The 24,466-nt window shown below is 57.6% G+C and carries 20 protein-coding genes and 1 tRNA gene; 9 read left to right on the plus strand and 12 right to left on the minus strand.

Annotation, left to right across the window (positions count from 1 at the left end; translation table 11 throughout):
• Nucleotides 1-49 precede the first annotated feature (49 nt).
• Nucleotides 50-718: a hypothetical protein gene (locus IEN85_RS20345; RefSeq protein WP_191618943.1), complete on the plus strand. Its 669-nt coding sequence runs from the start codon at nucleotides 50-52 to the stop codon at nucleotides 716-718.
• A 71-nt stretch (nucleotides 719-789) separates the two neighbouring features.
• On the opposite strand, the gene IEN85_RS20350 is transcribed toward IEN85_RS20345, so the two are convergent.
• A complete protein-coding gene (locus IEN85_RS20350; protein WP_191618944.1) occupies nucleotides 790-3,393 on the minus strand; it encodes a U32 family peptidase in 2,604 nt (867 codons plus the stop codon).
• 361 nt (nucleotides 3,394-3,754) lie between these two features.
• A tRNA-Pro gene (locus tag IEN85_RS20355) sits at nucleotides 3,755-3,831 on the minus strand.
• Nucleotides 3,832-4,222: 391 nt separating this feature from the next.
• Here IEN85_RS20355 and IEN85_RS20360 point away from each other — a divergent pair.
• The 3 genes from IEN85_RS20360 to mdoH are packed head-to-tail and all read left to right on the plus strand — an operon-like array spanning nucleotide 4,223 to nucleotide 8,407.
• The gene (locus IEN85_RS20360) at nucleotides 4,223-5,740 is read left to right on the plus strand and encodes a glucan biosynthesis protein G (RefSeq protein WP_191618945.1); all 1,518 of its coding nucleotides are present in this window, start codon (nucleotides 4,223-4,225) and stop codon (nucleotides 5,738-5,740) included.
• Entirely contained in the window at nucleotides 5,728-6,300 is a 573-nt protein-coding gene (locus tag IEN85_RS20365; protein WP_191618946.1) for a hypothetical protein, read from the plus strand. The genes IEN85_RS20360 and IEN85_RS20365 overlap by 13 nt, the downstream gene beginning before the upstream one ends.
• Nucleotide 6,301: 1 nt before the next feature.
• Nucleotides 6,302-8,407 carry a glucans biosynthesis glucosyltransferase MdoH gene (gene mdoH / locus IEN85_RS20370; RefSeq protein WP_191618947.1) on the plus strand — a complete coding sequence of 702 codons (2,106 nt, stop codon included), beginning with the start codon at nucleotides 6,302-6,304 and terminating at the stop codon, nucleotides 8,405-8,407.
• A 9-nt stretch (nucleotides 8,408-8,416) separates the two neighbouring features.
• On the opposite strand, the gene IEN85_RS20375 is transcribed toward mdoH, so the two are convergent.
• Entirely contained in the window at nucleotides 8,417-11,704 is a 3,288-nt protein-coding gene (locus tag IEN85_RS20375) for a 3-keto-alpha-glucoside-1,2-lyase-like domain-containing protein (RefSeq protein WP_191618948.1), read from the minus strand.
• A 146-nt stretch (nucleotides 11,705-11,850) separates the two neighbouring features.
• Here IEN85_RS20375 and hflK point away from each other — a divergent pair, with 146 nt between their 5' ends.
• Together hflK and hflC are read left to right on the plus strand one after the other, a co-directional pair.
• Nucleotides 11,851-12,831: an FtsH protease activity modulator HflK gene (gene hflK, locus IEN85_RS20380; protein ID WP_191618949.1), complete on the plus strand. Its 981-nt coding sequence runs from the start codon at nucleotides 11,851-11,853 to the stop codon at nucleotides 12,829-12,831.
• Nucleotides 12,832-12,854: 23 nt separating this feature from the next.
• Nucleotides 12,855-13,808 carry a protease modulator HflC gene (gene hflC, locus IEN85_RS20385; protein WP_191618950.1) on the plus strand — a complete coding sequence of 318 codons (954 nt, stop codon included), beginning with the start codon at nucleotides 12,855-12,857 and terminating at the stop codon, nucleotides 13,806-13,808.
• A gap of 149 nt (nucleotides 13,809-13,957) precedes the next feature.
• Here the strand turns inward: hflC and IEN85_RS20390 are convergent, their stop codons facing one another.
• The 4 genes from IEN85_RS20390 to IEN85_RS20405 all read right to left on the minus strand — a co-directional run bounded on the left by IEN85_RS20390 (nucleotide 13,958) and on the right by IEN85_RS20405 (nucleotide 16,916).
• Complete coding sequence (locus IEN85_RS20390) at nucleotides 13,958-14,881, minus strand: bile acid:sodium symporter family protein (RefSeq protein WP_191618951.1); 924 nt, start codon at nucleotides 14,879-14,881, stop codon at nucleotides 13,958-13,960.
• 371 nt (nucleotides 14,882-15,252) lie between these two features.
• The gene (locus IEN85_RS20395) at nucleotides 15,253-16,119 is read right to left on the minus strand and encodes an NAD-dependent epimerase/dehydratase family protein (protein ID WP_191618952.1); all 867 of its coding nucleotides are present in this window, start codon (nucleotides 16,117-16,119) and stop codon (nucleotides 15,253-15,255) included.
• Nucleotides 16,120-16,202: 83 nt separating this feature from the next.
• The gene (locus tag IEN85_RS20400) at nucleotides 16,203-16,367 is read right to left on the minus strand and encodes a hypothetical protein (RefSeq protein ID WP_191618953.1); all 165 of its coding nucleotides are present in this window, start codon (nucleotides 16,365-16,367) and stop codon (nucleotides 16,203-16,205) included.
• A 90-nt stretch (nucleotides 16,368-16,457) separates the two neighbouring features.
• Nucleotides 16,458-16,916 carry a DUF5069 domain-containing protein gene (locus IEN85_RS20405; RefSeq protein ID WP_191618954.1) on the minus strand — a complete coding sequence of 153 codons (459 nt, stop codon included), beginning with the start codon at nucleotides 16,914-16,916 and terminating at the stop codon, nucleotides 16,458-16,460.
• Between the two features lie 192 nt (nucleotides 16,917-17,108).
• Here IEN85_RS20405 and IEN85_RS20410 point away from each other — a divergent pair, with 192 nt between their 5' ends.
• Nucleotides 17,109-17,348, plus strand: coding sequence for a hypothetical protein (locus IEN85_RS20410; protein WP_191618955.1), 240 nt, complete (start codon nucleotides 17,109-17,111; stop codon nucleotides 17,346-17,348).
• A gap of 5 nt (nucleotides 17,349-17,353) precedes the next feature.
• Here the strand turns inward: IEN85_RS20410 and IEN85_RS20415 are convergent, their stop codons facing one another.
• The 4 genes from IEN85_RS20415 to IEN85_RS20430 all read right to left on the minus strand — a co-directional run bounded on the left by IEN85_RS20415 (nucleotide 17,354) and on the right by IEN85_RS20430 (nucleotide 21,284).
• Nucleotides 17,354-17,587, minus strand: a complete 234-nt coding sequence (locus tag IEN85_RS20415) for a DUF2164 domain-containing protein (protein WP_191618956.1) — start codon at nucleotides 17,585-17,587, stop codon at nucleotides 17,354-17,356.
• A 63-nt stretch (nucleotides 17,588-17,650) separates the two neighbouring features.
• Nucleotides 17,651-19,183: a YifB family Mg chelatase-like AAA ATPase gene (locus IEN85_RS20420; RefSeq protein WP_191618957.1), complete on the minus strand. Its 1,533-nt coding sequence runs from the start codon at nucleotides 19,181-19,183 to the stop codon at nucleotides 17,651-17,653.
• A 142-nt stretch (nucleotides 19,184-19,325) separates the two neighbouring features.
• The gene (locus IEN85_RS20425; protein ID WP_318186695.1) at nucleotides 19,326-20,864 is read right to left on the minus strand and encodes a Gfo/Idh/MocA family protein; all 1,539 of its coding nucleotides are present in this window, start codon (nucleotides 20,862-20,864) and stop codon (nucleotides 19,326-19,328) included.
• Nucleotides 20,865-20,909: 45 nt separating this feature from the next.
• Nucleotides 20,910-21,284 (minus strand): hypothetical protein, encoded by a 375-nt coding sequence (locus tag IEN85_RS20430; protein WP_191618959.1) that lies wholly within the window; start codon nucleotides 21,282-21,284, stop codon nucleotides 20,910-20,912.
• Nucleotides 21,285-21,459: 175 nt separating this feature from the next.
• Between IEN85_RS20430 and IEN85_RS20435 the strand changes: the two genes are divergently transcribed.
• Together IEN85_RS20435 and IEN85_RS20440 are read left to right on the plus strand one after the other, a co-directional pair.
• On the plus strand, nucleotides 21,460-22,812 hold the full coding sequence (locus tag IEN85_RS20435) for a replication-associated recombination protein A (protein WP_191618960.1): 1,353 nt from the start codon (nucleotides 21,460-21,462) through the stop codon (nucleotides 22,810-22,812).
• A gap of 241 nt (nucleotides 22,813-23,053) precedes the next feature.
• Nucleotides 23,054-23,530 (plus strand): NanQ anomerase/TabA/YiaL family protein, encoded by a 477-nt coding sequence (locus IEN85_RS20440; RefSeq protein ID WP_191618961.1) that lies wholly within the window; start codon nucleotides 23,054-23,056, stop codon nucleotides 23,528-23,530.
• A gap of 34 nt (nucleotides 23,531-23,564) precedes the next feature.
• Here IEN85_RS20440 and IEN85_RS20445 read toward each other — a convergent pair whose 3' ends face one another.
• Nucleotides 23,565-24,311 carry an FkbM family methyltransferase gene (locus IEN85_RS20445; protein WP_191618962.1) on the minus strand — a complete coding sequence of 249 codons (747 nt, stop codon included), beginning with the start codon at nucleotides 24,309-24,311 and terminating at the stop codon, nucleotides 23,565-23,567.
• Nucleotides 24,312-24,466: the final 155 nt, after the last annotated feature.

Consider the following 24,466-nt stretch of genomic DNA (forward strand, 5'->3'; position numbering starts at 1 on the left):
TTGGGCTTGTACGTGTTGTTGCGAGTCCTATGCAGAGGGGGTTACCCTTATGATTAAGCTACTATCGATTGCGGCGAGCATTTTGAGTTTGGGCTTGCTGGCCTCTTGCGAAAGCACGCTTCCTTCGTTCTATCGACTCGAGATGAATGCGGAGTCGAAATTGCCGCACAGTGCTGGTTCTTTTCGGGTGGAGCCGATTAAAGGGAGCTATGCGGAGGCGGATCCTGACTGGGAAGAGTACAAGCGTTATCTGGCCTATATGCTATCGGACAAGGGCTTGTATCTCGCCGAGCGAGGGGAGCGAGCCGACTATGTAATCCAGATGGGGTACGATGCGGGGCCATTAAAGAAGCACCACGAGAGCATCGAGCAGAGAGTCGCTGGGGAATTTCAACCGGTGTTTGACCCAGTAACGGGCGAGCAAATTGGCGGGAAAGTGATGGATCGCAACGTTCAGCTGGACTGGGAACTGCGTTATTACGTCGTGAGACTTCGTGTGGTGGCTTTCGGAAGTGAAGAATGGGAGGCACAGGCTCAGGTGATGCCGGTCTGGTCAGCTGGGATTACAAGCCATGTGCCGAATGAAAGGCTAGACAGGGTGATTCCGGTTTTGATCGCCTCGCTCAAGGGATATCTGGCAGTGGAGGACGCTGAGAAGGCGACGCTGCCTTACCAGCCAAAGCGGCCTGAGGTGACGAGGATGAAGCGGCGTTCGTGACCGCCGGGAGAACGACTGCTACCTTGATGCCTAATCGCGTGACAAGCACAGCGCTGCGGTTGAGCCAGATTCTACTTCTCGCGCAGGGTGCCGCGTGTTACGCCGAGTTGATTGATGAGCTTGAGCTCTCGCCAGAGGGATTGGCCGCTTAGCTTGCCGGCGAGGAGTCGTTCATAGCGGTCGAGGGTATCGCGAACTTCCTCCGGGCTTTCGTTGAGAAATTCGACGCGGAAGTGGCGGACGCCGAAATTCAGGAGGTCTTGAGCGAACTCGGCGCCGGTTTGGGCTTTGGCGTTGAATACCGTGTTGCGGCATCCGGCGTCGGCTTTCAGTGGATGCAGCATTCCTGTGCGGTCCTTTATGGATACGGAGTGCTTGTCGCAGGGCCGTCCGCAATCGCGGAAATCTTTCCCGTCGGAGAGGAAGGCGCAAAAGACGCAGTGCTCCATGTGAAACATGGGCATGTGCTGGTGCAGCGTAATTTCGAACCAGTTGGCGGGCGCGTTTTCCAAGAGGGCTGCCAGTTGGGTGGCGTTCAGGTCGTAGGACGCGGTGAGCCGCTGGAGCTGGTAGCGCTCCATGAGGTATTCGGCGGTGAGGTGGTTGGCTACGTTGAGGGAAAAGTCGCCGCGTAGTGGAAATTTGGATAAGGACTTTAGGTGTTCGTGGTTGCGGGCGAGGAATCCGTCTGCGCCGCATTCGGTGAGCTGCTTGACGACCCAGTCTTCGCCCGTTTTGAACATGCGCGGCGGGGCGACCCAAATCTTCTTGTCGCCGGGTGCGGCATGCACGAGCTCGACGGCTTTCTTGTAGTGTTTCGGGTTTTCTAGTTCGAGGTAGAGTTCTCGATAAGGGAGCGTGAGGGCGGCCTCGAGTTGCTCGAAGGAGCGGAGGTAGGGAATGATGGTGGATGCTTTGGAGTCGAGGGTGGACGATGGGTACGCAGATGAAGAAGTAGAAGCAGATGAAGATGAAGAAGTAGATGAAGATGAGCGAGGATGATTGAGGGTCCAGCGGAGCGGCTCGCGGCGGAGAGCGGTGAGCGTATCCACGGCGTCGCGACGAAGCTGGTTGATTTGGGAAACGGGGAAGTGACAGTTGCCGACGAGTCGATTGTCGAGCGAGGCCAGGTGAAAAGGGGTCGCTCCGAGGCGGGACAGTTGCTTGGTCAGGGTCTCGTCGTCGAGAGCTCGTTTCGCAGCTTCTTGCAGCGGTTCCGTGGATTCGGAGCGGGCGACGCGGCCTACTTCGTCGCGGAGCTCGAGCGTTAAGAGCTTGCCCGGTTCGCCATGCACGGTGGCGGTGATGGGCCGCGTGTAGTTTGGTTGCTCGACTTCGTAGGATTGGCGAAGCGCCTTGTCGAGGGCGGGGTCGGAGGTTTTGAACAGCGTATCGCCCACGTTTACGCGTTTCCAGTTTATGGAATCGTTTAGAAAGCGAACGAAACTGTCGCGTCCTCTTGTATCGACGGAAGTGATACGTCCTCCTTCCTCCTGCTCGTCGGGACGCCCGCGATCGAAGACTACGCCGTCGCCGGCTTTGAGAGGGGCTTCAAGCTCGAGGAGGACTCCGTCTTTCTCGATGGATTTGACGATTCCAAGGCGCAGTCCCCGCTTTTTTCCGAAGCGGGCATGCACAAGTTTTTGGTTGTCTATGCCGTTTAGCCAACCGTCGGAGAGGCCGCGGCTGAAAGTCATTTCCAGCTGGTATTTGGGGTCTGGATGCGTGGCGGACGAGGTGGAACTCGTCCCTCCAACAGAGGAGGATTGGGCAGTCGCGTCCGAAGTCGCTCCTACATATTCGTTCCAGGCGTCGTCGAGAGCTTTGCGGTAGACTTGAGTGACGGCGGCGACGTATTCGGGAGCTTTGAGGCGGCCTTCTATCTTGAGGGTAGCGACCCCGTTTTTGATGATCTCAGGCATAGCGTCGAGCCCGGAAAGGTCTTGGGGGCTGAGCAGGTAGCGTCGGTCGCCGAGGTCGACTTGCTTGCCGTTGGAATAGAGCTCGTAGGGAAGGCGACAGGCTTGGGCGCATTCGCCGCGGTTGGCGGAGCGGCCGCCGAGGGACTCGGAGGTGAGGCATTGGCCGGAGTAGGCGACGCAGAGGGCTCCGTGCACGAAGAGCTCGATGGGGACTTCGGTACCGGCGGCGATGGTTTTTTCGCGGATGGCGCCGACTTCCTTGAGGGAAGTTTCGCGGGCGAGCACGACGACGGAGGACCCGAGTTCGCGGGCGAACTCGATTCCCGCCTCGGAGGTAACGGACATTTGAGTGGAGGCGTGGATGGGGAAGTCCGGCGAGATGCGGCGAATGAGGCGGCAGATGCCGACGTCCTGCACGATGGCGGCGTCGACTCCAGCGGCGATTATGGAGCGGAGGAAGTCTTCGGCGTCCGCCATCTCGTCGGAGAAGACGAGGATGTTGAAGGTGACGTAGCCTTTTACTCCGCGGCTGTGGAGGTAGGCCATCAGTTCTGGCAGGTCGGCGACGGTGAAGTTTTTGCCGCGCATGCGAGCGTTGAAGCGTTCGAGGCCGAAGAAGATGGCATCGGCTCCGTTTTCCACGGCGGCGCGGGCGCAGTCCCAAGTCCCTGCAGGGGAGAGCAGTTCGGGTTTGGCGACTTGGCGGGTGTTTTCCTCGTGGGAAGATAGGCGCTTGGGAATGAGTTTCGGCATGGTTCGGAGCGGCAATTACGCGTCAAAGGCTCTGAATGGCAAGCGTTGGCGGCGAGAGGGAATTGCGGAGCGTCGCGAGCGCTGGTCCTACGTGGGGTGGTGGGATCCTGCAGCGCTGTCGCTGGCTGAAGCTCAGCGCTACGTTAGGTGCTGGCGCTGGGAATGCGGGTTTGCCCTGTTCAAAAGTGGTCGGGGCGAGAGGATTGGTTCTCGTTTCACTCGAAGTCCGTTGGACCCATGCTGCGCATGTCCATTCTACGCTTCGCTCCGTCGAACCCCCTTCGGTTCTCGTTCTCTCGCACGTGGCGTGAGCGCGCGGGAATCGGTGTTCGTCATGTTCGGTTATTTCCCTGTTCAAAAGTGGTCGGGGCGAGAGGATTCGAACCTCCGGTCTCTACGTCCCGAACGTAGCGCTTTACCAGACTAAGCTACGCCCCGACTTGAGTGGACTTACTCGGATTGAATCTACTTTTTTACGTCGGAATCAATCGAAATTTCCACGGAATCTGAATTCGGGTGGCGAAAGGGCGTGATGCGTTTTGCATTGGCGGGACGGGCGTTTTGCCTGTCCTGGGAAGGCGACCGTTTATCTCGGCCCGAACTTTTTCTGAGGGGGCGGTCGTTTTCTAGGAGTTTTTCAGCTGAACCCAGTCAATTGGTTCAGGATTTGCGAAGGGGCGCGGCATGTATGCGGAACGCTCCAGTCAACCAGGCTCCTGCCTTGGCTCTCCTTCTAGCGGGAACATTTCAGGCTCGATCCGGTTATTGGGGGCGTAGTATTTTCCATTCCTTGATCCAACTCATTCCTTCCTCGAAGACCTTTTCTATCATGGTTTTACCTGACTATTTAGGACGTACTCCTCTGGTCGCAGCGATGGCTGTCCTCCTATCCGGTTGCGCTTCCCTCGATGCTATGCGGCGAGTCGAAGTGGATTTCACCTACGTGGCGGACTTGGCTGCGGATTTGGCGGAAGAGGAGTACGAAGCTCCCGCTCCGCTTCCCAAGGTTTTGGCGGAGCTGGACTACGACGCGTATCGAAAGATTCGTTACAATGCGGACAAGTACATGTGGAAGACGGAGGGCTTGCCCTTCAGCCTCGGATTTTTTCATCCGGGATTCTTGCACAAGGATCGGATGAAGGTGCATGAATTCACCCCCACCCACGAGCAGCACATTCGCTATCTAAACGAGTTTTTCGAGTTTGAGGACCAGAGCTTGAAGGAGGCCATTCCATCTTCGCTCGATTATGCGGGAATACGCCTGTCCTATGCGGTGGATGGAAAAAACGATTACCGCGAGGTAACCTCTTTTCTCGGCGCCAGCTACTTTCGTGGTACTGGTTTGGATACACGCTACGGGACTTCAGCAAGAGGGATCGCCATCGATTCCGGCCTCGGGCAGCCGGAGGAGTTTCCCAAGTTCACGGAGGTTTGGCTGGGCAAGCCAAAGTTGGATTCGGATGCGGTCGTGATGTATGCCTTGCTTGACGGTCCGAGCGTGACGGGCGCTTACGAGTTTGTGATCCGCCCCGGCGAGAGCACGGTGATGGACGTGAAGGCGAAGCTCTTCTTCAGGGATACGGTGGATAGCTTGGGCATCGCTCCTTTAACCAGCATGTATTGGCGAGGCGAGAACCGTAGCGGAAGCGAGCGGGACTATCGGCCTGAGGTGCATGATGCGGATGGGTTGATCGTTGTGGAGAAGGAGAACGAGCCGATCTGGCGCGCTTTGGATCTGGCGGACAAGACGCGGCTTTCCTATTTTAGCGTGAATCAGGTCGAAGGCTTTGGCTTGATGCAGCGCGACCGTAACTTTTCGAGCTACCAGGATTTGGAAGCTGAATACCATAAACGTCCTTCCGTTTGGGTGGAGCCTCGCGGCGATTGGGGCAAAGGCTTCATCAAGTTGGTGGAGCTGCCAACCAAGACGGAATTCGAGGACAACGTTATCGCGTTCTGGGAACCGGCTGTACTTCCAGAGAAGGGAGCCGTATTGGACTTCGAATACACGATTCACTGGACACCGAATGGGGTGCCTGCTCGCTACCCGAGTTCGGTTGTCACCGCTACGCGAACCGGGGAAGACCCTTCCTACCCGGGAACCGAGGTCTTCGTCGTTGACTTCTCCGGAATAGAGGGCGCGGAGCTACCGGAACTTGTTGCGGTGGTGGAGGGCGCTGCTCGCATGGTGGACAAGCAAGTGGTTTGGAATCCGTATTCAAATTCTTGGCGCGTGCTGATGAGAATGGAAGGATTGGGAGAGGGCGGTACCGCCGAGGCTCGCTGCCAGCTACTCTTTCCGGACGGCAGCAATTCCGAAGTCTGGGCGTATCAATGGACTCGTTGAAGAAGATCGTTCCGCGCGGCGAAACCTTCGTCGATTGGAGCGAAGCGTACGAGCGCGTGGAAAGCTACTTTTGCGCCCTGCAGATCCGTGACCGCTTGTTGTTGAGTCAACTGGTCGCGCAGATCTTGTCCCGCGCTTCCGAGCGTTTCGAGGGAAGCTCGAAATCGGCTTCGGAGCTGGCGATGGAGGAAGCGAAGGAAGTGGTGGGGACTTGGTTTGCTCAAGTCCTAGATGCTGCGGGAGTGGACCACGGGAAGCTAGGACCTCAAGGACGCCTCGCCTTGTTCTTGGCGGACATGCCTGCGCGTTGGCAGGGGGAGTTTTTGCATCCTGGCCCTTGGCCTGCGGAATTTTTGGAAGCGATGAAAGCGACCTACTTGAGCACCGGACCGGAGTTCAGCAAGGCACGCATGACGCCTCGCGAGATCGACCTAGGACCCGTTTCAGCCGTGGCGGACGAGACTTGGCGGGTGATCGACCGCTGGCCTATTCTCGGAGCCCTCTTCGTGTGGACGCTCTATTTGGGTGGCGTCGGCTTACTCGTGTATTTGCTGCATTGATATGAAACGCGGAATCGTAAGCATCGGGCAGTTTTTTGACTGGCAACGGTTGTTTTTCTTTGTGACGGCCTTGCTGTTCACCGTGTTTCCTACGGTATTGTTTGGAAACTTGCTCTGGCGGGTAGGGATTGAAGAGGGCTTATGGCCAGTCAGCTTGCTGTTCGCCATCCTAACCTGGAATATTTCTTGGGGAGCCACCCACTCCTTGGTCGGTTTCTTCAAACGCCGTCGTCCGTTGAGACGTCCGGTTGACGTTTCGCTGGAGCAAGAGCACCCCGGCAGCGTGGCGGTGGTGCTGCCGGTTTACAACGAGGATCCGCGCCGCGTGTTCGCGGGCCTCAAGGCGATGTACGAGTCGCTGCAAAAGCAAGAAGGGGCGGAGGTTTTCGACTTCTACATCCTCAGCGACTCTACGAAGCCGGAGCGCTGGTTGGAGGAGGAGCAGAGCTGGGCGACCTTGTGTCGCGATCTCAAGGCGTTTGGGCGAATCAACTACCGTCGCCGTTCCGTGAATACGGACAAGAAGGCGGGCAACTTGCTGGAGTTCTGCGAAAGTTGGGGGATGCGTTATCGCTACATGGTGACGCTCGATGCGGACAGCGTGATGAGTGGCGAGACATTGATGACACTCTACCGCAGGATGGAGGCGGACACGCGTATCGGGATTTTGCAGACAGCCCCGAAGATCGTTTATTCCGAGAGCTTCTGGGGCCGCTTGCAGCAATTTTCGAATCATTTCTACGGTCCGGTATTCATCGCGGGATTGAACTTCTGGCAAGGTGGGCAAGGGAACTATTGGGGCCACAACGCGATCATCCGAATGGCACCTTTTATGGAACACTGCGCTCTTCCGGACTTGCCGGGACGGGAACCTTTTGGCGGAAAGATTTTGAGTCACGACTTCGTGGAAGCAGCTTTGATGCAGCGGGCTGGATTCGAAGTGCGCTTGGCGGAGGATTTGGAGCAAAGCTACGAAGAGTGCCCTCAGGACATGGTCGAGCACGCCAAGCGCGATCGCCGTTGGTGTCAGGGAAATATGCAGCATTTCTGGCTATTGTTTTCCCGTGGACTGACCTTTGCGAGCCGCTTGCATCTAGCCAACGGCATCATGGGATACGCGTCATCGCTTTTGTGGGCGCTCTTCCTCGTTTTGAGTGGAATCCTCATGTACAACCGAGTGCGCAGCAACTTGTCGTTGTTGCCGACTTCGGGGGTGGGGGACTGGTTTCAGATCCCGCTTTCGGACCATGGGCTGCTGGTGGCGGGCGTCACTTTCAGCCTTCTCTTCCTGCCGAAGCTGCTTGCCCTTCTCGATGCATTCTTGAGCGAAGGGAGAACGCGTGTATTCGGAGGTGGAATACGTTGCACCCTAAGCGTATTGTTCGAAATCGTAAGCTCCGCTTTGGTCGCTCCCATAATGATGCTCTACCATGGGCAATTTGTCGTCTTCACGGCGCTGGGTAAAGGGGTTGGCTGGAGCACGCAAAATCGTTTGGCGGGAGATGGCTTGAGCCTCTACGATGCTTTCGTGTCTCACCGCGGACATGCGATAGTCGGCGTGGCTTTCACCTTGCTCGCCCGCCAAGTCAGCGAATCGTTCCTTTACTGGACGCTGCCGGTGAGCGGGGCGATGGTGCTGGCGCCATTCGTTTCCTGGATTTTAAGCAAGCCCTCGATTGGAGGGTGGTTGAAGCGTATCGGGATTTTGGTGACTCCTGTAGAGCACAAGGTCGAGGAGGAGTTGGTCGCGGTCCGTGAAAACGAGTCTGAGTGGAAGCGCAAGAACTGGATCTTTGAAGACACGGACTCCGTCGCTGGATTGATGAATGCGGTGGTCGACCCCTATCTTAATGCGATCCGAGTGACGCTGGCGGGCGAATCGAAGTCGAGCTTAGATGCTGGGAGCGCCGAGCGCATGGGCAAGGCCTTGCTTTATCGGGGCGTGAATGGGCTGAGTTCTTCCGAATGCAAGCTGGTGCTGGGCGATGCGGAATTGATGAGCTCTTTGCATCGCCAAGTCTGGACCTTAGACCCCGAGGATTTGCATCCGTCTTGGGGGCCGTTGTTTCGCCGCTACAGCTGGGTGCAGCTGCAGCGGGTTGGCTGAGCTGCGAGTCTACTTGCCAGTGATGTAGGCTTCGTGGGATGCCCCGAGCTGGAGCTTTAGGTGGTAGACTCTGCTGGTTTGGAAGGCCTCGGTTGCGAAGGTCTCCGGCGCTATTTTGAGAGTCAGCTCTTTGCGGTCGGGGGAGATCTCGGCAGCGAGGATGCTGTGCTGGATGGTATCCAATTCGGGGGAGCCGTAGTCGGGCGCATCGCGGTACGTCCAGGATGCGAGGCGTGCAATGGTCTTGAGTTGCTCTGCCCTCAGGTCGTTCGGAAGTGGCTGGGTGAGGCTGACGACTAGGCTTCGATCGGTTTCCAGTCGAGCGGAGTGAATGGCTTGCTCCTCTGTTTTGCCATCCCAGACGATGCGTTGCAGGCTCGCGAGTTTCCCGCCATGGGCTTGCCAGCCGCGACCGGTTTGGCCGAGCAGCAAGCTGCCGTCCGCGAGGAAAACGGGACGCATGATCCCTGACTGCAGTTTCTCGCCGAAGGGAATAACGGCAGCTCGCGTCTCACCTTGTATGCTATATGTGGATACGCGAAGGAGCTTGGACTGGGTTTGGTCGCCGATGAACATTTGTCCACTGTAGGGGCCGAAGGCGCCTCCCGTAGTATCCCAGGTCATGTGCCCGGGGGAGTTCGCAACCTTGTTATGAGGGAAGAGGGCGACGGCGGTTTCGCGGTTGGCGCCGGCGGCGGGCCACTTCAGTTCTGGATTTTCGGGGCTAACGCCCGGTAGGTCGACGAGGCCTGAAGGGTGTCCGTAGTATTTGTTTTCTTCGAGGATGAAGAGTTTGGAGGTGCTGACGTATTCGCCTTGATTGTCGGCGTACCACAAGGTGCCTTGTGGATCGATTCCCAGGCTGGCGGGGCTGCGGAGACCGTAGGCCCAAGGGGTGAAGCCGCCCTCGGGCGGGACTTTTATGGTCCAGCCGCTGAAGCCGCCGGAGGTGCCCATGTAGAGGCCCTCGCCTTTGAAGATGGCCTTGTCTGTGTGCAGCAAGTTTAGGTTGTAGTAGTAGTTGCCCTCTTTGTCGCGTACCGGACCGTGTAGGTAGGAGTGGTAGTTGCTGTGGAAGCTGAATTGGTCGGAAAGGGTTTGGAAGGAGTCGGCGATGCCGTCTCCGTCGGTGTCAGAGATACGGGTGAGCTCCGGCTTTTGGCCGGCGACGATGCGAAGGCCCTTTTCGTCTTCCACAACGAGGCCGAGGCAATCGAAAAGCCCCTCGGCAAAGAGCTTCCACTCTCCGTCGACGATGCGCCAGATGCCGGAGGTTCGCGTGCCGACCACGATAGTGCCGTCCGAAGCCACGTCGATGGCTGTGGCTTCGAAGAGCAGGTCTCGTCCGAAGTTGTCGTGAGGTGGCAGGTATTGTTCGGAGCGATAACCCGCCGGAAGCACAGCCTCAGTCGCTTGCTTTTCGAGCGGTTGTTGCAAATAGGGCGTATCCGTAGGTTCGGGACGCCAAACGTTTGCGGCGAGGCCGAGTTGTCCGGTCAGGGTCGCATTTAAGTCTTTGGTCGCAGGTAGATTCCAGTGTCCGGAGGCGTCGAGCGAGCCGTAGTCGACGGCAGCCGATTTGAGCGCCCCAGTATCAAGGGTAAACGCTTGTTGGGTACTGAGCGATCCGGTGATCTTGATTTGAGTGGTCCCGTCGGCTGCGATTGCAGTGTGAACTGAAATCTCGTTTTCTCCGACGCGGTAGTGGAAGATTGGAGACGCGTCTTGAGGGGAGGACGCGAGAGTGTAGCCGAGGAACTGAGCGTCGACTTCGTCGAGCATCTCGAGATGATCTTTTTCGCTGTGGAGTGAGGCGTTGATGGTATCGAATTCGCGAAAAATCGCCTCCTTGAACGAAAAGTCGATACCTTCTCCCTTGGCGTCAAGAGGCGCTAACAGTCCGCCGCCCGCGAGTTTGATTTCCTTGTTGTCATATCCAGGGGCGAAGCCGTTGCCGCCGCGGTTTTCCCACTCGCCGGCAGCGTTTATGAAGCCGCCTTGCCAAATCTTTTCGATGGCGAGGGTTCTCGGGTCAAAGCTGTAGTTGAGACCAATGGGGAGTCCAACGTGTATAGAACGTCCGGATACGCCTTTCATCGAACCGCGTTGAACGCGGGTACGATCGCTAACGAGGATCTCGTTTTTGTCCTGTAGAGGATCGTATTCGGTGGGGCCGTTCTTGGTGACCAGTACCTCGATGGGACCGCGTTGCGGGTGGTCGTTGAGGGTGGCGAGATAGCGGTAGATGGCGTCTACTTTGGCGTTGGGCAGGATTTCCTCGCTGTAGGGAACCATCACGGGCAGGTATGCTTGGCCAGCGGTGGGGCCGGAAGTCGCGATGGCCAACTCGGCTGCTGGGTTGCGGATGGCTCGCTTGGCGTAGGAGAGGTCGGCTTCTATGGAGAAGCGCGCGTCGGAGGCGGGCTCAAAGATCTCGTGCTGCTTGGGAACGCGTTGAAAGAGCCCGTACAAGTTGGGGCCAGTCTTGAAGGAGGTGTCGCCTTTCTTGGTGGTATGGCACTCGATGCAACCGAGGGCGGTGAAGGTCTCTTTGCCGAGGGCGACTTGGTCTACGAGCTCGGCGGCGTCGGTTTTTTGTCCAGGAGCAGGCACGTTGACGCCATCGTAGTCGGCGTGGTCGATCTGGAAGTTGCGTATGGCGATGGGGCCGTTGGCAGCTCGGAAGGCAAGTGGGCCGTCGTACTGTTCCCACTGCTTTATGGAGCCGGGAGTGAAGTAGAGGATCTGGGCGTCGCTCTGTACCGTTTCGCCGTTCAGGGTGATTTCCAGGAAGGTGGAGTTGGCGAGCTTGTTGAAGGTCTCGTCCCGCCGGAAGGTGCGGAAGCGGATGGAGACTTGATTCCATTCGCCGGCGGGCTTGCTGGCGTTGGCGAGCGGTGGGGTTGCGGGGAAGCTGTCTCCGCTTTCAGCGTTGTAGCCGCCGGCGAGCGTGCCAGCGGAGTCGGAACCGAGCTTCACCTCGTACCGCCCCTGCAGGTAGACGCCAGCTTGGGAAGCTGGCGGCACCAAGTATTCGAAGGAGACGATTTGGTCGGAGTAGTTCGTCCGGGTCAGCAGGTAGCCGTCGCCGTTTTCGCTGCCGTTGGTGTAGAGGATTTGGCCGTCGGCGGCAGGGCTGGCCTCGAGTCGGTCTGGGGCGTTGGAGAGGCTTACGGAATCGGCTCGTTGCCAAGCGTCCGAGGGATTGAAGAAGGTATCCAGCGGTTGAGAAATGAGAGGGCTCAGGGCTGCGGTTAAGCAGGCTGCCATCAGGAGAGGGAAGCGATAGCGATTCATTGGTGTGTGTAGTGAATTATGGGGTACGTTGTTGGGGCGGGCGAATTCTTCAAATGCAAGTAGCGAGGCGGCAGGGTGAAAAAAGGACATTCATAAGAGTATCCGAAATACGTTGCGCCGGCTGGGGTCTGTCCGAGTATGGGGGGATGGCGGATAGAATAGAAATCAACGTACCAGACGGTTTTAGGAATTTAAAGGGCCAGTTTGGAGGTATCTTCGGTCTCGTGATCATCGTGGTGTTGATCTGGGCTGGCTTCTCCAGCGTGTACACAGTGCCTGCGGAATCGCAGGGCGTGGTTTTGCGCTTTGGCAAGTACAAGGACACGGTGGACCCAGGGCTGCAGTTCAAGTTTCCTTTCAACATAGACCAGGTCGAGATCGTTGCGGTGCAGCGCCAAATGAAGCAGGAGTTTGGCTTCGGCACCTCCGGTGCGACGAACCGTACCCAGTACTCGGCTAATCGAGCCGAGCAGATGGCGGAACGTAGCATGGTGACAGGCGATCTGAACGCTGCCTCGGTCGAATGGAATTTGCAGTACCGTATCGAGGAACCGAAGCTCTTCCTGTTCAAGGTGCGGGATCCCGAGGAGACGTTGCGCGACATCTCGGAGTCAGTGATGCGTACGGTAGTGGGGGATCGCACGGTGGATGAAGTGATCACCATCGGTCGTCAGGAGATCTCGGTTGTCGCGCTGGAGCAGATGCAAGCACTGGTCGACAAGTACGAGCTCGGCCTTCGGATCGATTTGGTGGAGCTGCAAAACGTAAATCCGCCCGAGCAGGTGCGACCTTCCTTCAACGAGGTCAACCAGGCTCAGCAGGAGCGTGAAAGCATGATCAATGTCGCCAACGGCGAATACAACAAGGTGATCCCGCGCGCTCGGGGATTGGCGAATCAGTCCATCCAAGAAGCCGAAGGCTATGCCCTCAAGCGCGTGAACGAGGCGGAAGGTGACGTGGCTCGCTTCGAGGCAATGCTCACGGAGTACGTCAAGGCGCCCGAGGTGACCAAGCGACGCATCTATTTGGAAACCATGCAGCAAGTGGTCTCCCAAATCGACAAGAAGATCGTGCTGGACGACGAAGCCAGCTCCGTGCTGCCGCTCTTGCAGCTGAACCAAAACTAAACCCAGACACGGAGACTATTAGCATGAAGCAGATAGCGCAGTTTTTCTCGATTATCCTAGTGTTGGCTCTCGTCATCGTGGGCTACAATTCCATCTACACCGTTCGCGAGACCGAGCAGGTGATATTGACCCAATTTGGTGAGGTGGTGGGCGACCCCGTGCTGGAGTCCGGCTTGCACTTCAAGATGCCTTTTGTGCAAAAGCCAAATTACATGGAGAAGCGAATTCTGGACTGGGATGGTCGCACGACAGAAATGACCACCAAGGATAAGACTTTCATCGAGGTGGATACCTTTGGTCGTTGGCGGATCGTCGATCCGAAGCAGTTTTTCCTTCGTCTCCGTGACGAGCGTAGCGCGATTTCCCGACTGGACGGCATTCTTGGTTCCGCAACGAAGGAAGCGATCGCCAAGCACGAGTTGGTGGAGGTCGTACGGTCCACAAAGGGCCGCGAGCCACAGGTGGATGCCAGCTTGAACGCGGAGTCGAGCAGCCTTGGCGTTTTGCCAGATATCGTGAAGGGCCGTGTAGCGGTCGAAGAGGAGATTTTCCAGGAGGCAGCCAAAAAGCTGACGGAGCTGGGAATCGAGCTTTTGGATGTGCGATTCAAGCGGGTGAACTACCACGACAGCGTCGAACGAAGCATCTACCAGCGCATGATTTCAGAGCGCCAGCAGATCGCGGAGCGATTCCGTTCCGAGGGCGCGGGGGAGGCGGCCAAGATCAATGGTAAGCGGGGACGCGACCTACAGGAGATCGAGTCGGTGGCCTATCGCCGGGTGCTGGAAATCCGGGGTGATGCGGATGCAAAGGCGACGCAAATCTACGCGGATGCCTACAACCAATCTCAGGAAGCTATCAAATTCTACGAGTTCATCAAGTCGCTCGAAGCTTACGAGTCGGTCCTCAAAGGAGATACTACCTTGATCCTTACTACCGAGAGCGAACTGTTCAAGTACCTGAAGAATATTGACTAGTCGGTAATCGGATAACGGATACTGAAGTTTACTGGAGCTCGCTGTAAGGCGGGCTCCTTTTTTTGTTTGTCGTGCTGGGATTTAGCAGCGGCCGCGGAAAACGGATCTTGCAACGCGGACGGGGTGGCACCCGTCCTTCCAGAATAATGCTACTTTCCTTTGAGGCGCCAATAGCCGGCCAAGGCGCTGCCGATGACGGAGTGCATGACAGCTGAGATAGCGCCGGGCACAGCGGTAAGCGGTGTCGCTGCGAAGTGTTTCGTGGCAAGAGCGGTGGCGAGTCCCGAGTTTTGCATGCCGACTTCGATTGAAATCGTCCGGCGAACCAGTGTATCGTATCCGAGGATACGAGCGAAAAAGTAGCCTGAGGCAAACGCTGCGGAATGCAGCAGGATGACTGCTCCGAGGAGTGAAAGTCCTGACTCCATCACCGCTTCGGCTCGGGCTCCAAGGATCGCAGCGCAAATGAGAGCGATGACGATAACGGATACGAGGGGGCCGACGGGCAGCACTGCTTTGGCCAGCTTGGGGAAAGCGTGATGCAGCAGGACTCCGATCGCGACGGGGGCGAGCACGATCTTGACCATGCTAATGAAGAGGCCAGCTGCATCAACCGGTACGTATTGGCCTGCCAAATACGAAGTGAAAAGAGGGGTTAAGCCAATAGCGACGGCGGTCGAGCACATCGTCATGAGCACGGACAGGGCGACGTTCGCCCGAGCGATGAACACGACCACGTTGGACGCGGTGCCTCCCGGACAGCAGGCGACGAGGATCAGTCCGACTGCGAAGTCGGTGGGCAGGTTTAAGGCTTTGCCGATAGCCCAGCCCCAGAAAGGCATCAAGACGAACTGGGCGACAACCCCTGCAGCAACGGCCTTGGGCATGGTAGCGACTCGCTTGAAGTCTTCCACGCTGAGCGTGATTCCCATGCCCAGCATGATGACGGAGAGGCCGGGAATGATGTAGGGAATGAACCAAGTGAAGGTTTGGGGGGCGAGCAAGGACCAGACGCAAGCGGCCGCGACCCATAGGGGGAAGAGATTGGAAAGGATATTGAAGAAACGGGACATGGAGGGGAGGGGTTGCAGGAGGTTTTCCCATTCGCCAGCAAAAGGGCAAGGCTAATGCGGGCCTCGCTTGCAGGAGGCGCTTAGAGTCGAGAGTTCATGGGTCATGAGGTGATTAACTCGACTTCTGGGGTATGGCTTAAGAAAGGGCCTTTCAGAGGCGTAGCTATTCCTTGCGACTCTCATTACTTTTATGCGTCAGATGTTGTAAAGGCGGAGGCGCGTAGCTGATTAGTATTGATTTCAGCAATGACGAAGCCGCGGCACTCGTGCCGCGGCTTTTATGTGTCCAAAAGTTTGGATACGGAGGTTGCTTGATTCAGGAGTTTGGAAGACGCCCGCGGAGCAGCCGTCCCACCCGACGGACTAATACTCTAGAATTCCAGGTAGTACTTTTGCTGCCAGCCCAGGAGTTCTTTGGCTCGGGAGCTGTCCATGAGGCTGGTGCGGCCTGGCAGTTCCTTCTTGAATTCGGTCACTCCGGGAAGAAAGCGTTTGGCCAGCTGCATGGCATCGAGGTTCGAGGAGACGTCGTCAGCGGCGAGGTTGATTGCCTCGCACCCGAGGCCGTCTTTTTCGATGGCCAACTGGCAGGCGATGGCGATGTCGCGGGAGTCGATGTAGGACCAGAGAATCCGTTGGCGGTCTTCGGGATGGTCGAAGCGGGCGATCGTGGGAGCATGGTCTTCCGGGCAGAGCACGTTGCCGAGTCGCAGAGAGATAATTTGCATCCCCGTTCTCCGATGGAAGGTGTCCGCGCAGGCTTCGTTTACGATTTTGGACAATCCGTAGGAATCTTCCGGGAGTTGCGGGTGCGCTTCGTCTACCGGAAGGTACTGCGGCTCGAAGAAGTCGGTCGCGAAGCAGATGCCGTAGGAGGATTCGGAAGATGCGATCACCACTTTTTGGATACCGAGCAAGGAACAGGCTTCCAGCACGTTGTAAGTGGAGAGCGTGTTGACGCGGAAGACTTCTTCGTTGGGAAACTCGTGGGCGCGGGGAATGGCAGCCATGTGGATGACTCCGACGTAGGGATTTCGGGAACCCGTATTGTAGGGCGAGAAGGCGTTGACCACTTGGCCGAGGTCGGTGAGGTCGGCGTTGATTGTGTGGCAGAGCGCTGCGGCTGGAGCTCTCGTGTCGACGTTCACGACGTCGTATCCCTCTTCGAGGAGGTGCTTAACGATCCAGTGTCCGGCTTTACCGGATCCTCCGGTGACGATGATTCTTTTTTTGGGCATGCAGTCACTAATGCCCTCGCTGAGGGTGGATTCAAGCGGACTGCTTACTTTGTGGCGCTCTTACAATGTAGCCTGAGCTTGGTTCAGGTTAGGTAGCTGTGATGGACCTTCCAGCCAACCCAGACTCCAAGCAGGGAAAAGGTGCCACTTACGAGGAATGCCGTCATGAACTCGCCGACTAGGCTTCCCAAGTACCAACCGAGGTAGCTGAAGAGAGTCATGGAAACGAAAATGCAGAGCTTTTGCATTGCTCTGCATTCGTCCTCGCTCCGCGGCGAGTAAAGTTTTTTGAGGTGATGCGTCCGGTGGGGGGCAGCGGACGCTACTCACCGGCCGTTCTAGATACGTCCTTCTTCGATGTCGTATACGTCGAACCAGACGCGTACGATCTTGTTGCTGGGCAAGTATTCGGGAATGTAGCCTTCGAGGAATTCCTGGAGTTCGATCGGCATGTCGACCGGTCGCATGTAGCGCATCTTGTTGTTCCAGGCGATAATCTCGCGCTTTTCCTTAACCTGAGAGTTTTCCTGTATCCACTTTCCTACGGCTTCGTCATCCGCTCCGGTGGCGACGAAGTCTTTGAAGGCGTCGCCTGAGATTCCGACAAAGTCGAAGAAGGTGTTGTCGAGCGGACAGTTGAAGTGGTACTCGCCATTGGTTCCTGCCAGCACGGCGCGACACTTGTCGAGGGCGCGGGCGGCGACGACGAAGCCACCGAGGGTCTCCCGGGGGCTGCGTGGAAACTCGGTTTCCAAGTTTTTGGCTGAAAGTTGCAGGGTGTTGCTTTGCTTGCTCATGGTATGAGGGTACGAAAAGGGAAGGCTTCTGATTGAGGCGCGGCGTAAAGTTACGTGATGACAGGCGCGGGTGTTCGCTGCACCGATGCACTTGGCTTGGAGTTGCCGCGTGCTAGCCTGAAGGGTGGGCAAGCGGTGGGACTGGATTTTGTTGTTTGACCTCCCTGCGGAGGCTTGGCTGTTTGCGAAACCATGGCGACACCAAGCGAGAAGAATTTCGAAGACTACAAGCGTGCAGAGGCGAAGGCGCTGCAGATCGTGAAGGACATGCAGGCGACCTCGGCCAAGAAGACGGATATCGAGCTGGCCCTTTTGGTTGCCCTCTTCGAGCTGCACAAACGGGAGCTGGCTCCGGCTCACATCGCCAAGATCGTTCAAGGGCATCTCAACGAGCTCGTCCCTTTTTACTCCCGCGGGCCGGAGTCGAACTGAATCATTTAGCTCCTCGGTTCGAAGCAGCTTCCTTTGAGGTCCTCCAGCTTGGCCCGGAAGTAGGCATCGGCGTCGTCGACGCCTTGGTTGTAGGCGTGGGGACCGATTTCCTTGAGCAAGAATTCTATGAGGAAGCGTGCCTTGAGTTCGCCGATTTCCAGGTCGAACTCGTCTTCCATGTATTGCTGGGTGGCGAGAATGGCTTCGGTCAGTTGCTCTTTGCTTAGGGTAATGGGCATAGGCTCGGGGGATGTTGAAGGCTCAGGCTCGCGTTTTCTTGAAAGGAGCCGGGCGAGGAAGGCCTAGCTGCTGGCCATGCGGTCGAGGGAACGAAACTGGATGGCTTCCATGAGGTGAGGCATTTGGATCTCTTCTGAGTCTGCGAGGTCCGCGATGGTGCGGCTCACTTTAAGGATGCGATCGTAGGCGCGGGCCGAAAGGGAGAGCCGCTCCATGGCTTGTTGGAGGAGGTCTCCCAGCTCGGATGCGATGGCGCAGTGTTCTTGGATGGACTTGTGTCCCATGTCGGCGTTCGAGCGAATAGCGGTATTCTTAAAACGACTACGCTGCACCTTTCGGGCTTTTTCGACCCGTTCGCGTATGGCTTGGGAGCTTTCTCCCGGCTTCGCCTGGCGGAGTTGCCCGATCGAGAGGGCGGGGGCTTCCACGTGCAGATCGATACGGTCGAGCAAGGGACCGCTGATGCGTTGGCGGTACTTTTGCACTTGATGGGGCGAGCAGATGCACTCCTTTTGCTGGGAGCCGAGGTATCCGCAAGGGCAGGGGTTCATCGCCGCCACCAGCATGAAGTTGCAGGGTAGCGTAACCTTGCCTGCGGAGCGGGAGATGGTGACCTGGGCGTCCTCCAAGGGCTGACGCATGACCTCCAAGGCGGAGCGCTTGAACTCTGGAAATTCGTCCATGAAAAGCACGCCGTTGTGGGCGAGGGAAATTTCGCCAGGACCCGGAACGCTGCCGCCTCCGATGAGGCCGACGTCCGAGATGGTATGATGGGGCGCCCGAAAGGGACGGTGTTTGGCTATTTGTTTGGTGCGGGTGATGCCAGCGGCGGACTCGATTTGCAAGATTTCCAGAAACTCTTCGAGGCTCGGCTCGGGCATGACGCTCGGAACACGCTTGGCGATCATGGACTTTCCGGAGCCAGGTGGGCCGAGCAAAAGTATGTTATGGGCGCCGCTAACGGCGATCTCGATGGCCCGCTTGACGGTGGCTTGGCCTTTGACCTCTGCGAAATCGAGGTCGCTGTCTTGTAGTTGAGGGTCGAATACGGTTTTGCCGGAGAGGTTGGACAGCTCCAGTTCGCCTTCGATGAAGCGGCGGGCTTGGCTGAGCGACTCCACTCCGTAGACTTCGATGCCCTCGACCAAGGCGGCTTCGCGGGCGGAGGCGAGGGGCAGGATGACGCCTCGCTTTTCGGTGGCCTTTGCCAGGAGGGCGAAGGCCAATCCACCACGGATCGGGCGAGTCGCGCCGGAGAGGGATAGCTCGCCGCCGATGAGGAAGTCCTTGAGGCGTTGCTCCCCGGAGAGCTGGTTGGTGGCGGCTAGGATCCCGAGGGCGATGGGCAGGTCGTACATGGGGCCTTCTTTGCGGAGGTCGCCCGGTGCCAGGTTGATGGTGGTGCGGGTTTGCGGCTTGCGGAAGCCAGAGTTGGCAAGGGCGGAGAAGACGCGGTCGTCGGATTCCTTCACGGCGGCATCGGGCAAGCCGACCAAAACGAGGCGCGGGTCGCCGCTCTCGCCGGAGTTGACTTCCACGAGTACGGGCACGGCCTGGATTCCTTGCAGGGCCGCGCTAGAAACGATGGCTAGCATAGAGTTGGGAAGAGGGGTTAAGAGTTTGGGTAACAGTGAAAGAGGCCAGCTTGCTGCGAGGAGCGGCAAGGGCAAGTGACAATTGGAGGCTGGAAGCGATCCCGTGGGGGAAGAAATGGGCCTTTCTCCGGATTGCCGAAGGTCAGGCGTATTTCGGAACTTCGAACCCTTTGCGGTCCTCGCGCTTGATCAATTTGTTGGCAGGGCCTGAACCGGAACCGACGAAACGTTCCTTGGCTGTATCTATCTTGAGTGGGCGGCCAATGGTCCAGCGGTCGGTGCTGCGATCGATTTTCCAAGCGTCGAGCTGTTCGGAGAAGCGGTCGTAGGCTTCTTTGAGCTGGCTATCGCGGGACATGGCCTGGGTTGTCTTGCGCGTAGCCGCTTCCTTGCCCACCTGTATCGAGATATTCCCGAAGTGAGACAAGCAAGCCGACTTGTATCCAGTTTCGAGCGTACAAGCGAGATCCGACTCCTTTCGACTGTTTATGGCGCGAATGAAAGAGGGGAAGTGATCGAACCCGCCCTTTCCTTGGAAGCGTTCGCCCTTCTTGTTGCCTTCGTGATAGACAATGCCTCCACCCCGGCCACCGCGGAACTCTCCACCTTCGCAGGTCACGACGACGCCGACACGGTATCCCTTGAAATTAGGAGCCGCGTTGGTCTCCGGTGTCACCCAAAGGTTACGCACCTCGAAATAGGCCGGAACGGTACCCCAGTCTAGCTTTGTTATCTGCATGTTGGGAGTCTCTCCTCCGTCGCCCCAAGCGAATCGCCCGCCGTAGCTTTCGATGGCCTTAGGGTGATCAGGGTCGTCAAGAATCCAGCGCATAAGGTCCAACTCGTGTGGGCCTTGGTTGCCGAAATCGCCGTTTCCGGTGTTCCATACCCAGTGCCAGTCGTAGTGAACCCGTTCGCGGAACATGGGGAGGTCCGCAGCGGGACCGAGCCACTCGTCGTAATCGAGCGTCGAGGGAGGTTTGATTGGTGTATCGGATTTACCGATACTGGCACGATTTCGGTAGCAGAGGCCCCGAACTTGTTTTATCTTTCCGATATTGCCTTGCTTGATCCATGCGAAAGCCTCCTTAAGGCCAACGTCGGAGCGGTTTTGAAGACCGGGCTGTACGATCCGATTGTACTCTCGAGCGGCGGCGACCATCTGCTGGCCTTCCCAAACGTTGTGGCAAACGGGCTTTTCTACATAGACGTCTTTCCCGGCTTGGCATGCCCAGATGGTTTGGATCGCGTGCAAATGGTTTGGGGTGGCAAGTACGACGGCGTCGATGTCGGGGCGTTCCAGCAGCTTGCGGTAGTTCGATACCTTCTCGGGAGCGACGCCGAGCTCCGATTCTATCTCGGCTGCTCGTCTTTCCAAAATCGCCGTATCAGCGTCGCAGATGGCGACGATAACGCAGCCTTTGGTCCTGTGCGCGTCCCTGGCTAGCTGCATCCCGCGAGACCGTATGCCCACAATAGCGAGTCTGACATCGCCGTTTGGACTCTGTCCAAGGGCGGAGCCGATTGCGAAGGCCCCAGCGAGCAGCGCTGAGCTTTGAATGAACGTTCTGCGAGAATAGGGGGCTGGGGTATGCATTCCTCTACTATGAATCTTATCGCTCCTTGCTTCGAGGTCTTTTTTTCGAACGACCGGTTTGGCTGCCGCGTTTCGAAATGTCATCGGGTCGATTGTTTCTTGTGAGTGTGGCGCCTCGGAAACTGCGAGTTAATCGAATTGTGACAGATAAACCATGTCGGTGAATGCCAGATGCAAGTAGACGAAAGCCAGATACAGAACGATAGCTCCCACAAAAAGGAAAAGTCCCTTGAAGCCTCTTGCCTCGTAGAGGTAGGCGGGAAAGCCGATCCAGAAAACGAGCAGGGCGATGTCGGCGGGGAAGTAGATCTTTCGGCGATAGGAATCTCTGGAGAGCCAGCAGACCGCGATGTAGCCGACCACTGAATTGAAAGCGTAAAAGCCGGGGGTGTAGGGAGAGCCGGTTGTCGAAACGAGGATGAGATCGAATAAGAGTCCGATGGCGGCCAGGCCGAATAGCCAAGCGACCGGATTGAGGAGAGCATGTCGGGGTACCGGGTTCACTGAGAGGAGGATGGAAAGGACCTTGTTCGAATAGGCGTGGGGGGCAACGTCTTTTCGTGGAGGCGTCTTGCGATGCGGACGGCGTGGGATTGGACCTGCTCATCCTTGAGCAAGAAGCTGTCCCTCCTGCGATCTTGGTTTTGACGAGCGGGGAGGCGTCGCTCAACGTTCGGGGATGGACGATCAGGCGAGTTTGTTTGGGGCGGAGGAAGAGGTGGCGCTGCGTGAAGACCGGGAGGCTCCAGCGGGCAAGCGTCAGCCTTTAGCGGCGCGTTTGCGCCCCCGCTCCTTGAAGGAGGTCGTCGGGCAGGAGCATATCTTGGCTCCGGGCAAGCTGCTGCCGCGCCTGGTGGAGTCGAACACTTTTGGCAGCTTGCTGTTTTATGGTCCGCCGGGCTGCGGGAAGACGAGCATGGCGGAGGCGATCGCGGGGGAGACGAAGAGCCGTTTCGTGCGTATCAACGCGGTGATGTCCAACGTAGCGGAACTGCGCGAGATTTTGTCCATCGCTCGCCGTATGGAGGATAAGGATACGGTGCTTTTCATCGACGAGATCCATCGCTTCAACAAGTCGCAGCAGGACTTGCTTTTGCCTGACGTAGAGGCGGGTAATATCCGTTTGATCGGGGCCACCACTCACAATCCGGGCTTTTACGTGAATGCTCCGCTGTTGAGCCGCAGCCATTTGTTTCGACTGAATCCCCATACTGTGGATACGGTCGCGGCGACTTTGTCTCGGGCTTTGGCGGACGAGGAACGGGGCTTGGGGGAACGCAAGCACGTGGCGGAGGAGAGTGTGTTGCGTGGGTTGGCCAAGTTGTGCGACGGTGACTTGAGGCGGGCCTTGAACGCCTTGGAAGTGATTGCCATGGGCTTGGACGAGGGGGGAGCGATCACGGAGGAAGCGGTGAGCGTGTTCGCTGCGGAGCGCCAGATCCGCTACGACGCGGACGAGGACGAGCATTACGACACGATTTCCGCCTTCATCAAGAGCATGCGGGGAGGGAATCCCGACGCGGCGCTTTACTGGCTGGCCAAGATGCTGGCGGGGGGCGAAGACCCGCGGTTTATTGCCCGGCGTCTGGTCATTTTCGCTTCGGAGGACGTGGGCTTGGCCGATTCGCAGGCGTTGCCTCTAGCGGTGGCGACTCAGCAAGCGTGCGAGTTTGTGGGGATGCCGGAGTGTCGCATCAATCTCGGACATTGCGTCAGCTACATGGCCGCGGCGCCCAAGAGCAATTCGGCTTACGCGGCGATCAATGCGGCTCTGGCGTCGATCAAGCAAGGGCCGCTGCAGGAGGTGCCGCTATGGCTGCGAGACAGCGGAGGGAAGGCTTCCAAGCAGCTGGGCAATTCCCAGGACTACGAATACAGTCACAGCTTTCCGGAGAACATTTCCGGGCAGGAGTTCATGGAGAAGCCATTGCGCTTCTTGGAGTTCAAGCATGTGGGAGCGGAGACGGAGATCGCCAAGCGGCTGGCTCGTTGGGAGAAGCTGAAGGCGGAGCGGCAGAAGAAGGGGGAGTAATCGTCGAACGAGTAACAGCCGATGTTGTTCTTTTTTGCCCACGAAGGACACGAAGATTCACCAAGTGGTTTTTTTTGTTTAATTGTGAGAGGGGTCGAGATTGGGGGTTGGGGGAATCGCGTGACAAGCACGTTCCCACAAAAGAGGTGTTTGATCGCGGCACAAGGCCGCTTCCCACAATGAAGGTTGCGCGAGATTTCGGGATTGGAATTTGGGCGGGGATGGGAGAGCTTGTGCGGCCATGATCGTAGACCACATTCAGAATTGGAATCAGTACTCGTTGGGTGAAGCTTGGGAAAAGGCTTTCCGTTTTTTGCAGGACCTAAGTCCTGAGGCGGAGGAAAAGGAGTATCCAATTGATGGTGACGCGATTTTTGCTCGCGTGATGAGCTACCAGACGGAGCGGGAAACCAAGCCGGGCAAGATCTTGGAAGCACATCGGAAGTATGCGGATATCCAGATGGCCTTGATCGATTCCGAACGGATCGCGGTTTATCCCACCCATTCGTTGGCAAGCAAAGGTCCGTATGCGGAGGATCGTGACGTGGAGTTTTTCGAATACAAGGCCCCGGCTAAGCTGCAGCTGTCGATGACGCCGGGAACCTTCGCTTTGCTTTTGCCGCAGGATGCCCACATGCCGGGCCTGTTCACTGAAGCGGAGGGGGCGAAGGTGAAAAAGGTCGTGGTGAAGATCTTGCTGGAGCGTTTGAAGCTGTAGCTGATACATCGCGGCACAAGGCCGCTTCCCACCTTTAGTTCACTCCGAAGTCGGAGTAGCGGAAGAGGTGAAGGTGGGACCGCGCGTCGTGCTTGCTGGAGCAGATCTTTTGGTAGTAGTGCGGCAGGCCGGGCAAGTTGACGTTGGTCGATTGGGTGCGTACGAGCAGGAAGGTGGGTTTGTAGCGATCGAAGTCCATGCCATCGAGAGCTCGGTCCTCGTAGCCGGTGAGGTTAAAGATGATCAGCTCGAATTCCTTGTCGAAGTTGGCCCGGTCAAGGATTCCAGCGATGGAGTTGGTGCTGACGTACTGCACTCTTTTCGGCTTGGCTTGTCCGGGGATGGGCGGTTCGATGGGGCGTCCTTGAATGCGGGCTTGCGCCTCCTCGATCAGCTTTCTGCGTACGGAAGTGGCGGGCGGTTTGCCGACGATCTCGATGTAGGAGTCTCGCAGCAGCGATTCGGAGGCTGCCACATTTAGGGTGACGGAGCTTTTGCGGTTCTTGCGGCAACGCTGGAAGAGGTGCGGCCAAGGTTCGATGAGCAGGCCTTTCCAACCGAGCGCTTTCTCGAGGTAGGGCGTGAGCGAGCCTTTTAAGCCGTCCCGAGCTCCGACCTCGACAAATTTGCCGCCGGGCGAGTCGAGGTGAGGCAGGATGCTGTGGGCGTGAGGACGCAGGGCTCCCAAAGTGAACGCCTTGTGATAGGCGCGGGCGAGAAATCCTTTTTTCTGAGTCTGTTGCTGAGTTGCCACGGTTGAGTTGTACGCTTGATTGGTCATTCGACTGAATGCAGCATTGGTTAAGCCGGATTCGAGGAAAAGCGCCTATCGGGAGGTTTTTTCGCTAGGATCTGCGCTCTAGGGGAATGGAGCAGGGGTGGATCGCGTTTACGCCCGATTTACAGGGAGGCCCGATTGCGCTAATCTTCGCGGCA

Source organism: Pelagicoccus enzymogenes (assembly GCF_014803405.1).
Taxonomy (GTDB): domain Bacteria; phylum Verrucomicrobiota; class Verrucomicrobiia; order Opitutales; family Opitutaceae; genus Pelagicoccus; species Pelagicoccus enzymogenes.

Excerpts from the sequence above, each read along its gene's own strand:
- mdoH (WP_191618947.1), top strand. The coding sequence starts at position 6,302 with ATGAAACGCGGAATCGTAAGCATCGGGCAGTTTTTTGACTGGCAACGG.
- IEN85_RS20445 (WP_191618962.1), bottom strand. The coding sequence starts at position 24,311 with ATGACCAATCAAGCGTACAACTCAACCGTGGCAACTCAGCAACAGACT.
- IEN85_RS20415 (WP_191618956.1), bottom strand. The coding sequence starts at position 17,587 with ATGCCCATTACCCTAAGCAAAGAGCAACTGACCGAAGCCATTCTCGCC.
- hflK (WP_191618949.1), top strand. The coding sequence starts at position 11,851 with ATGGCGGATAGAATAGAAATCAACGTACCAGACGGTTTTAGGAATTTA.
- IEN85_RS20440 (WP_191618961.1), top strand. The coding sequence starts at position 23,054 with ATGATCGTAGACCACATTCAGAATTGGAATCAGTACTCGTTGGGTGAA.
- hflC (WP_191618950.1), top strand. The coding sequence starts at position 12,855 with ATGAAGCAGATAGCGCAGTTTTTCTCGATTATCCTAGTGTTGGCTCTC.
- IEN85_RS20375 (WP_191618948.1), bottom strand. The coding sequence starts at position 11,704 with ATGAATCGCTATCGCTTCCCTCTCCTGATGGCAGCCTGCTTAACCGCA.
- IEN85_RS20405 (WP_191618954.1), bottom strand. The coding sequence starts at position 16,916 with ATGAGCAAGCAAAGCAACACCCTGCAACTTTCAGCCAAAAACTTGGAA.
- IEN85_RS20345 (WP_191618943.1), top strand. The coding sequence starts at position 50 with ATGATTAAGCTACTATCGATTGCGGCGAGCATTTTGAGTTTGGGCTTG.
- IEN85_RS20390 (WP_191618951.1), bottom strand. The coding sequence starts at position 14,881 with ATGTCCCGTTTCTTCAATATCCTTTCCAATCTCTTCCCCCTATGGGTC.
- IEN85_RS20435 (WP_191618960.1), top strand. The coding sequence starts at position 21,460 with ATGGACGATCAGGCGAGTTTGTTTGGGGCGGAGGAAGAGGTGGCGCTG.
- IEN85_RS20420 (WP_191618957.1), bottom strand. The coding sequence starts at position 19,183 with ATGCTAGCCATCGTTTCTAGCGCGGCCCTGCAAGGAATCCAGGCCGTG.
- IEN85_RS20365 (WP_191618946.1), top strand. The coding sequence starts at position 5,728 with ATGGACTCGTTGAAGAAGATCGTTCCGCGCGGCGAAACCTTCGTCGAT.
- IEN85_RS20410 (WP_191618955.1), top strand. The coding sequence starts at position 17,109 with ATGGCGACACCAAGCGAGAAGAATTTCGAAGACTACAAGCGTGCAGAG.
- IEN85_RS20425 (WP_318186695.1), bottom strand. The coding sequence starts at position 20,864 with ATGACATTTCGAAACGCGGCAGCCAAACCGGTCGTTCGAAAAAAAGAC.
- IEN85_RS20395 (WP_191618952.1), bottom strand. The coding sequence starts at position 16,119 with ATGCCCAAAAAAAGAATCATCGTCACCGGAGGATCCGGTAAAGCCGGA.
- IEN85_RS20350 (WP_191618944.1), bottom strand. The coding sequence starts at position 3,393 with ATGCCGAAACTCATTCCCAAGCGCCTATCTTCCCACGAGGAAAACACC.
- IEN85_RS20360 (WP_191618945.1), top strand. The coding sequence starts at position 4,223 with ATGGTTTTACCTGACTATTTAGGACGTACTCCTCTGGTCGCAGCGATG.
- IEN85_RS20400 (WP_191618953.1), bottom strand. The coding sequence starts at position 16,367 with ATGCAAAAGCTCTGCATTTTCGTTTCCATGACTCTCTTCAGCTACCTC.